The organism is Synechococcus sp. N5 (assembly GCF_900473925.1).
Taxonomy (GTDB): Bacteria; Cyanobacteriota; Cyanobacteriia; order PCC-6307; family Cyanobiaceae; genus Parasynechococcus.
The window spans coordinates 24726-33643 of the sequence record NZ_UCNI01000002.1 but is presented as its reverse complement, the minus strand read 5'-3'; the positions used below and the strand labels follow the sequence as shown (position 1 = coordinate 33643).

The 8918-nt window shown below is 61.4% G+C and carries 8 protein-coding genes; 3 read left to right on the top strand and 5 right to left on the bottom strand.

The window, feature by feature from the left end:
• Positions 1 to 62: 62 nt before the first annotated feature.
• The 4 genes from DXY03_RS04315 to DXY03_RS04300 are packed head-to-tail and all read right to left on the bottom strand — an operon-like array spanning position 63 to position 4863.
• A complete protein-coding gene (locus DXY03_RS04315; RefSeq protein ID WP_115009320.1) occupies positions 63 to 866 on the bottom strand; it encodes an inositol monophosphatase family protein in 804 nt (267 codons plus the stop codon).
• Between the two features lie 21 nt (positions 867 to 887).
• Positions 888 to 2558, bottom strand: a complete 1671-nt coding sequence (locus tag DXY03_RS04310; RefSeq protein WP_170951974.1) for a TolC family protein — start codon at positions 2556 to 2558, stop codon at positions 888 to 890.
• A gap of 24 nt (positions 2559 to 2582) precedes the next feature.
• A complete protein-coding gene (locus DXY03_RS04305) occupies positions 2583 to 3980 on the bottom strand; it encodes a TIGR03279 family radical SAM protein (RefSeq protein WP_115009319.1) in 1398 nt (465 codons plus the stop codon).
• 19 nt (positions 3981 to 3999) lie between these two features.
• On the bottom strand, positions 4000 to 4863 hold the full coding sequence (locus DXY03_RS04300; RefSeq protein ID WP_115009318.1) for an undecaprenyl-diphosphate phosphatase: 864 nt from the start codon (positions 4861 to 4863) through the stop codon (positions 4000 to 4002).
• Positions 4864 to 4973: 110 nt separating this feature from the next.
• Here DXY03_RS04300 and DXY03_RS04295 point away from each other — a divergent pair, with 110 nt between their 5' ends.
• The 3 genes from DXY03_RS04295 to nadB all read left to right on the top strand — a co-directional run bounded on the left by DXY03_RS04295 (position 4974) and on the right by nadB (position 7935).
• Complete coding sequence (locus tag DXY03_RS04295; protein WP_115009317.1) at positions 4974 to 5684, top strand: DUF3120 domain-containing protein; 711 nt, start codon at positions 4974 to 4976, stop codon at positions 5682 to 5684.
• Positions 5685 to 5796: 112 nt separating this feature from the next.
• Positions 5797 to 6204: a photosystem II complex extrinsic protein PsbU gene (gene psbU, locus DXY03_RS04290; RefSeq protein ID WP_115009316.1), complete on the top strand. Its 408-nt coding sequence runs from the start codon at positions 5797 to 5799 to the stop codon at positions 6202 to 6204.
• Positions 6205 to 6276: 72 nt separating this feature from the next.
• Entirely contained in the window at positions 6277 to 7935 is a 1659-nt protein-coding gene (nadB, locus tag DXY03_RS04285; protein ID WP_115009323.1) for an L-aspartate oxidase, read from the top strand.
• 13 nt (positions 7936 to 7948) lie between these two features.
• On the opposite strand, the gene DXY03_RS04280 is transcribed toward nadB, so the two are convergent.
• Positions 7949 to 8878 carry a vitamin K epoxide reductase family protein gene (locus DXY03_RS04280; RefSeq protein WP_115009315.1) on the bottom strand — a complete coding sequence of 310 codons (930 nt, stop codon included), beginning with the start codon at positions 8876 to 8878 and terminating at the stop codon, positions 7949 to 7951.
• Between the last annotated feature and the right edge of the window lie 40 nt (positions 8879 to 8918).

Below are 8918 nucleotides of genomic sequence, written 5' to 3'. Positions count from 1 at the left end.
CTCGGCTCCCGCGCAAGACAAAACCATAACACCACACACCCCGAGGTCGCAATGGCGACCCTTCATGGCTGCACTAGGGCCTCTCCCCAGGGGAGAAAACGCGCCAGATGAGCCCATGAACCGGCCGCCAACACAGGGAAGCCAAGGTCGGCAACGTCCTCTCCTGGAGAGAGCTGCGCTGGATCAGCATCCAACCAACGAATCGGACAACCCAACTCATCGAGCACCAACCAAGCCGCCGCCAGATCCCAGATCTTGGGCGTGGCCTCCAGGGAAGCGATGGTCTGCCCCATCGCAACACTCACCAAATTGAGGCTGGCGACACCAAGCAGACGAATCTTTCCGGGAAAACGCTGATCCGGTTTGCGCTGTAACACCCGAATCGAGCGGCTGCAAAGAGAAACGCAAGCACTGGTAGCCAGAGCTCGGGTCTCCGAGCTAAGCGGCTGATTGTTTCGAGTGGCACCCCGACCGCGCAAAGCGACAAAGCGTTGACTCAGGGCTGGCACATCCAGAAAAACCTCACTCGGACGGCCATCGACAAAGCGAGCCACGGAAATCGCCCAGTAAGGAATGCCCGCCGCGAAATTGGTGGTCCCATCCAGGGGATCCACCACCCAGTAGGCCCGCGTGTTCGGGACTGTTTTCGATCCTTCTTCACTAAGGACACCCTCACCAGGGGCGATGCTGGCCAAACCCTCCACCAGAGCGGCATCACTCCAGCGATCACAGTCAGTGATCAAGGAGCCATCGGGCTTCACGTCGGAACCGATCTGACCAAAGTCCTGCAGCTGACGAGCGCGAATGCGGTCCAACAACAGATGAACAGCGCCCAGTTGATCGTCACTGAGCACAGATGTCACCACAGAGACTGCTCAACACTGGTTTCAGTTTGATTGACCGACGAGCCTGGTGGCCACCGACGGGCAAGCGCTCTTCAGCGGCGTGGGCTCAATTGGAATCAGTGGTTGATCAAGTTCCAGCTTCGTGGATGGCAGTGAAACCGCATTGCAGGCAACCAAGGCATCCAGACCTGTACGGCGCTGCAGCAGCGCCAAATTGGAGTTGTAGCTGTTGATCGCGCGTGCATATTTCAGCTCTGCCTGGGTGACATCACGCTGGTTGTTCACCACTTCCCTCTGCACGCCAACGCCCGCCTGAACCCTCAGCCGGGAGAGACGCAAGGATTCTTTTGATGAAAGGACTTCGATCGCTGTGGTTTCAATCCTCTGAATGGCAGCTCGTAGACCGAAAAAGCTTTGCTCCACCTCAAAGCGAATCTGGTCTCGCAGATCAGCGAGATCGAAGCGGCTCTGCTCAGCGGCCTGCTTTGATCGCCGGTACTCAGCACGAGCACGACCACCGTCAAAGATGCGCCAGCTCGCTGTCAGCGCCGTGCTGTTTTGCACCCCATAGGTGAAGTCACTCATATCGACGTTATTGAGCGACGACTGAAGGGTCTGCCCTTCCGTGCGCGATAACGAGGTGGTATTGACAAAGCTCAGGACGGGTTGCACTGCTGCCAAAGATGCATTCGCCTGGCTGTTGTTGATCGAGATATCGAGAAGAAGTTGGTCAAGTTCTTCTCGATAGTTGTAAGCAGCGGTAATGCTTTCTTGCAATGAACGCTTCCAAAGGCCCGAGGGGCGTGCGGGCGTCGCGGCCGTAGGAGTGACGTCTTGTGGGAGGTCCAGCACCCTGGCCAGGTTCCGACGCTGTTCATCCTGATCGCGAAGATTGGTTGTAAGAGTGTCGCGGTCACGAGCCAGTTGAGTCTCCGCTTCCAGGACATCCAGCTTGGTGTTCACTCCTGCGTTGAAACGCGCCCGCGCATCGCGATAACTCACCAATGATGCTTTGACGGAGTCCTGGCCGATGCGCACGCCCGCATCGGCACGTTGTAAATCGAAGTAGGCCGTCTGGGCTCCCAAACGGAGGTCACGAAGCGCAATCGAGTAGGCGTGACCAGCGCGCTCATAACGATCCCTAGCCGCAGCGATCTGAGGCACTCTGGCGGGATTAATCAGATCCCAGCTCACCTTCACAACACCATTGACTTTCCACTGACGGGCGAATTGATCGGATCCGAAATCAGGATTGCGGTAAGAGTTGGAAGCGAAATACTCGGGCAACCCGGAGGAAGAGAGATCAACGGTTGGGTACCAAGCTGAGATCGCTGCACGGAGTGCAGACTTAGCCTGATCCACCTGACTGGCCGCAGCTTTGAGCTTCGGGCTGTTGAACTCCGCAAGCTGAATTGCCTCCTCCAGCGTTAAGGGACGCAGCTCATGGATACGCACCTGTGATGAGGCATCAGGAAGACCCAAGCTGGCGGGAGCCGCCAATGGAGCGAGGGGGAGCGGCAAAACATCAAGCGCCGGAGCCAACAGTGATGAATCAGCCTTCGGGCGAGCACCCTTCAGATCAATCGCATCCGGGAGGGTGGCCTGGTCAATCAAGGCCGAATCAGCCTGAAATGCGTCATCGCTGAGCGCGGGGAGAATACCGGTGGAAGTAACGCCCGCAACGAGGCACAGAACTGCGGTGATCCGCCGCACGACAACCTAGAAATTTTTCGGAGCTTAGGAACTTTTTCCTACGGCACCCAAAACTGAGTCCACGACGTCAGCCGCCCCATGCACGATCTGAATGGGGACAGGCAACTGCGCGGCCAGGGATTCCAGGGTCATGTCATCCAGGAAAACGGGCTCCCCTTGCCGCAACATCACCGATGGCAGCAGCAGCTCATCGCCCAGCTCTCGGCCCTGCAGGCCAGACAGCAGATCCTGTCCCGTCAGCAATCCAGTCACCACTTGGTCCTGCCCCCAATAAGGACTCGGCAATCCGATCAGGTGAAACTCGACGCCATCAACAGCATTCAGCCGTTCAGCCACAGGCTGCAACGCCTGCGCCACGATCTGACCGACCACCCAACTGCAACGACGGGGCTGAGGAACCGCGCTGGGCAAATCCTCAGTTGCGGCATCCAACGCTTCGAGGAAGGCACGGATGCTGCCCACGCCGTTTTCCTGCTGCGGAAGATCCTCGTAGTTGTCCCGGGGCGGCAAAGGCAACCCCGCCACCAGGTACCACTCATCGGAGAGCCAGGCGAAACGGGTGCCCAACACCTCCTGAAAGTGCTGCTGCATGGGTTCCACCTGAGCAATCACCCTGCGGGCGCAGTCCGGATCCACAGGAACCAGGCCATCGTCAGCCGGCCTGAAGCGAGTGAGCCCCACCGGCACCACCGCCGCAGACAGCACCGCCGGCCAGGGGCCAGCCGCGAAGGAGGCGAGGTCGTTCAGCGTTCTCGCCAAAGCAGGACCGTCAGTCAGTCCGGGACAAACCACAACCTGGGCATGGATCTGCAGATCGCGCTGGTTAAACCAGGCGATCTGGTCCATGACCTGGGCAGCACGCGGATTCACCAGCAGGCGTGAGCGCAACTCGGGATCCGTGGCATGCACCGACACAAACAACGGCGATAAACGCTGCTCTTCAATTCGCTGCCAGTCGGCCTCGCCCAGGTTGGTGAGCGTCAGATACGAGCCATAGAGAAAACTCAGGCGGTAATCGTCGTCTTTGAGATAGAGACTGTCGCGCCGCCCCGGGGGCTGCTGATCGATGAAACAGAACGGACAGTTGTTGTTGCACTGGCGCAAACCATCGAACAGAGCCTCGGTGAAAGCCAGCCCAAGGCCGTCATCGGCATCTTTTTCCAACTCCACCCGATGCAGCGCACCATTTGCATCACGCACCTCAAGGCAAAGCTCCTCCTCCACGCAGAGGTAGCGGTAATCGATCAGATCGCGCGGGCGAATGCCATTGATGCTGAGCAACTGATCACCGGGCTCAAAACCCAGCTCCTCCCCGATCGAGCCAGACTCGACGGAGGCCACCACCGCGGGCTGCGGTTGACGACCACTGCTACTTGGATCCAGAGCTGCAACGGCAACCCCGGCGGATGGCTCATTCCACACAAGCCGACTTCATCTGAACTCAGTGTGCGCCGTGAACACCCCACCAGACCAGCAACAGCAGCCCGAACAGCAGCCGGTAAGCGACGAACACCCGGGTGCTGTTGCGCTGCAGGAACTTCAGCAACCAATCAATCGCCAGCCACGACACCACTGCAGCTGAACCAATGCCCACAAGCAACGGCAGGGGGCCGTTGCCAGGGCTGGCAGCCAAAGCATCATTGAGCTCCACCAGACCCGCGATGGTGATGGCAGGAATGCCCAAAAGAAAGGAAAAGCGGGCTGCATCAGCACGCTTCCAACCGTCGAACAAGGCCGCCGTGAGGGTGCTGCCGGAACGCGAGACCCCCGGGATCAATGCGAGGGCCTGAGCCAGCCCCACCAGCAGGCCATCGCGGCCTGAAACCCCTGGAAGCTGCTTGCACCGTGCGCCGACCCGTTCAGCCAAGGCCAGCAGCAACGCCATCACAATCGAGACGATGGCAATCGAAGGAACATTGCGCAGGGGTGACTGTTCATAGCCCTGAGCCCAGGCGAATTTGATCCCTAAGCCGATCAGCAAGATCGGCAGGGTTCCCACCACCATGGCGAACCCGAGGCGCGCCTCGGGTTCGCGCCACTGGCCATTGCGAAAGGCGCGGCTGATGCCCCGCAGCACCTGGTTTAAATCAGTCCGGAAATAGGCGATTACGGCAACGATGCTGCCCAGCTGAATGGCAGCCGTCACGGAGACACCCGGATCGCCCCAACCCAGGAGCTCAGGCACCACCTTCAGATGGGCGGTGCTGCTGATCGGCAGAAACTCAGTGAGTCCTTGAACCACTCCCAACACCAGATCACGCCAGCAGGCCTCCAGCAGGCTGAGGGATGCAGAAGGGTCCGCCATCAACGTATGAGTGTTGCTCTGACGGTATCCCCGGCAGGCGAAGCGGGCATGTCAGCCGCGTCACTTGATGATGTCTTCTAAGGTTCCGTGAGTTTCTTCACAAAGGGCATTTGATCGGCGGCACCTGGCAAACATCAGCCCCCGCTCGGTCTTGGTCCTTTCCCGTGGCCCGCATCGCCGCAGCCATGGTGGTGCTGCCGGTGTTCCTGCAAGCCCCCTGGGTAAGGCTGGATCCGTTCTCAGCCACCTTGTTCACCGGAGTTCTGGTTGCAGCTGGACTGGTGATGCACCAGAGCCGCTCCCAGACAACATCCGACCTGGGTTCCCTGCTGGTGGGTTTCAGCGGTAGCTGGCTGGCAGGTTGCATTTTCTGGGGTTGGCTGCGGGCCCATCCCGTTCTGCACCTGCCGGTGGAAGCCTTCGCCCTACCCGTGGCCTTGGGCGGCCTGCAGGGGCGCTGGCGTCTGGCGGCAACGTTTTATTTGTCGTCCCTGGTGGGCACAGCTTGCACCGACCTGGCCATGGCGGCCACCGGCGTGATGCAGTTTTGGCCCGCAGTGGTGACAGCCTCCCTCGATCAAGCGCCGCTACTGCTGCATCAAGCGGGGACACATCTGCTTCAGCCCCTGCCCCTGGTCACTCTGGTTATCTCAGCAATTCTCGTTCTGTTGGCTGGACGTCGCCTGAGCAGGAACAGCGGCGGTTTCACCGGTGAAGCGGGATCCATGGCCGCTGCCGTCTTAATCACCACCCTTTGGGTGGATGGCTTGTTCTTGCTCTCAGCCTTGCTGCAGCCCGGGCTCAGTGGCCTGATCGAGTGAAACGAACTGCAAAAGCTGCCCCGATTCAAAGGCTAGAACGGCGCAACGACTTGTAGTCTTCCGGAGCCGGCACTGCCGGTCGACCCGTTCCGACCCCTGATCGAGAGTTGAGATGAAGCGGCTTCTGAGCTGGCTGACCGGCGCACTGGTGATGGCGAGCCTGATGGCAGGTCTCGTGCTTCCGAGCAGCGTCTACGCCGACGACGACCTTCGCAGCAAGTATTCCGGCAATGAGATCCGCAACATTGCGGACGACAAAATTGCCGCACGGGACGGCAAGGTGGATTTGAACAATTCCTCCGTGCGCCGTTTCCAGCAGTTTCCTGGGATGTACCCGACCATGGCCGGCAAGATCGTGCTGGGTGGCCCCTACGACAGCGTCGACGACGTTCTGTCACTTGATTTGACCGAGCGTCAGCAGGAGCTGTTCGCGAAGTACCGCGACAACTTCACCGTCACCCCTCCCTCCATTGCTCTGAACGAGGGCGACGACCGCATCAACGACGGCCAATACCGCTGATTCCTGACCCCGTCACACTGGTTGTGACTGCTTGAACCGCCGGACCCCACCGGCGGTTTTTTTGTCCCCGTGATGGCCCAGCCCCGCAGCTCTGATCCCATCCCCTCAGGTCCCTGGGACGTGGTGGTGATCGGTGCCGGGGCTGCTGGCTTGATGACCTGCCTTGATCTACCGCCGGAGTTCAAGGTGTTGCTGCTCAATCGCAACACAGGGCGGCGTTCTTCCAGCCGCTGGGCCCAGGGGGGCATCGCCGCGGTGACCCGCAAGGAAGACAGCGCCGACAGCCATGCGGAGGACACCGTTCTGGCTGGAGCCGGCCTTTGCGATGGCGATGCGGTGCGGCTGTTGGTGGAGGAGGCACCCCATTGCGTGGAGCGCCTGGAGCAGCTGGGCATGGCCTTCGACCGGGATCAGGACGGTCTGGCCACCACCCTGGAAGCAGCCCACAGCCACAGGCGGGTGCTGCATGTGCAGGACCGCACAGGGCGAGCCCTGGTGGATGTGCTGCGGGATCGTGTTGAGCAACGGCCAGGATTGCTGCATCGCCGGGGCGTGCGCGTGACGCAACTGCTGGTGCGCGATGGGCGCTGTTGCGGTGTGCAGGTGCTGGATGGGGCCCATCTTCACGGAATCGAAGCCCGTGCCGTGGTGTTGGCCAGCGGCGGTGGTGGTCATCTGTACGCCAACACCACCAACCCAGCCCAGGCCTGTGGCGAAGGCATCGCCCTCGCCTGGCAGGCGGGCGCAGCCGTGGAAGATCTGGAATTCGTTCAGTTCCATCCAACGGCCATCCGCCTGGATGACGCCCCCTGCTTTCTGATCTCCGAAGCCGTTCGCGGAGAGGGCGGCGTGCTGGTGGATGCCCTCGGGGGAAGCCCTGTGGCCCACCTGCCCCAACGCGACCTCTCACCGAGGGACCAGGTGAGCCGAGCCTTGATGCAGGCCATGCAGCGGCAGCAGGTGAAGCAGATGTGGCTCGACTTCGCCGCCATCCCGCGGGAGCAAGCGGAACGACGCTTCCCAACGATCCTCGACCGCTGCGACGAACTCGGACTGAATCCATTGGAACGGCCCATCCCCGTGGCCCCAGCCGCCCACTACTGGATGGGAGGGGTGGCCACGGACCTGCAGGCCGCCACCACACTGCCGGGGCTCTATGCCGTGGGAGAAGTGGCCTGCACAGGCCTGCACGGCGCCAACCGACTGGCCAGCAACTCCCTGATGGAGTGCCTGGTGTTCGCCCATCGCCTCAAAGAGATCGAGCTCGGCCCCGTCCCAGCGGCCCTCGCCAGCGACAAAACGCAGCCGCTTGCCTTGGACCTCGACGGCTGCAGCAGCTCGCATTTGATCGACGCCATCGAGCAGCTGCGGCAGCTCTGCTGGCGACGGGCGGGGGTGGAACGATCCGCCGCTGGACTGCGCCAGGCCATCGGCAACGTCAAAGCCGACGAACAACATCTGGAGCAGCAGGCACTGCTCCAGGCCCTGCTACGGGAAGACCCCTGTGCCCCCAGGCTGTTGGCTGAAAACAGCCGGCGCAATCTGAACCTGTTGCTGGATCTCCACCACAGGTTGCTGACCAGCCGGCTGATGCTGGAGGCCTGCCTGTTTCGCGGAGAAAGCCGGGGAGGCCACTACCGCAGCGATGCTCCTGCGCCGCTACCGCAATGGAGGCAGCATTCCCGGCAACAACGGCAACGGGGCATCGTCACCCGTGCCGTCCGGGACTGAAGGCACTCCTGATTCAGAAGTCGGTGTCGCCCTTGTAGCCACTGAGTTCCGCAAGGGTGTCGAGCCCTTTCACTCCGGAATCGATGCTGCCGTTGATCTCCCAGCTGGGGAAACCCTCCAATCCCTTGCTGCGGCAGAGATCGGCCTGGTTGTTCTCACCGTCTGGCGCACACTCCACCACGTTCAGCTGGTCCGAGGCCTGCTTGCCGAACAGCTCCTTCTGTTCGTGGCAGTGGGGGCACCAGTAAGCGGAATACATCACGGCGCCGCTGCTGGTGAGGTGCTCAGCCAAGGCGATCGAAGCGGACGTGCTCTCAGTGGTGACGACGGGTGCAACGCCGGATCCGCTGGCCACCGCGTCGGGCCGGTTTGGATCCACCACCGACGCCCAGATCAAGCCCCCCAGTAGCACCGCCAGGGCCAGAAGCACGCCGCGGAACAGCAGCTGACCGAAGTCGTCCCAACCACCACCAACGATGGACAGCACAAACAGGGTGAGGGAGAGCGCAGCCGAAAGAACGCAGAAGAAGCAGAAGGCCTGGATCTTGAGCAGCATCACCCCCAACAGCACACCGCTGAAGACGGCCATACCGAGAGACACGGTGAACAGCCCCCACCAGGTGCGACGGGACAAGTCACCCTTGTTCTCTTGCAGCCCTGGCAACAGGGGCAGCAGCGCCATCAGCAGCACAGCGCTATAGGCCAGCACCCCCACCAACGAGAGCGGAATCCCGGCGAACACCGTGCCCCAGGCACTGTTCAGCACCTTGTCGCAACCGTCGGCCCCCATCGGACAGGTGAGATTGCCGAGCAGACCCCAGCGCTTCAGGGTGATCGAACCGGTGTCGATCAGCCCAGCGGTGGCCAGCACCGCCATGGCGATGCGGGCCCACTTAGCGCCGGAATCCTGACGGCGACGGCTGACGAGACGGGTGGTGCCCATCCTTGAACTTCAAGTGATCGGATTCTGTCAGTTCCGGCGT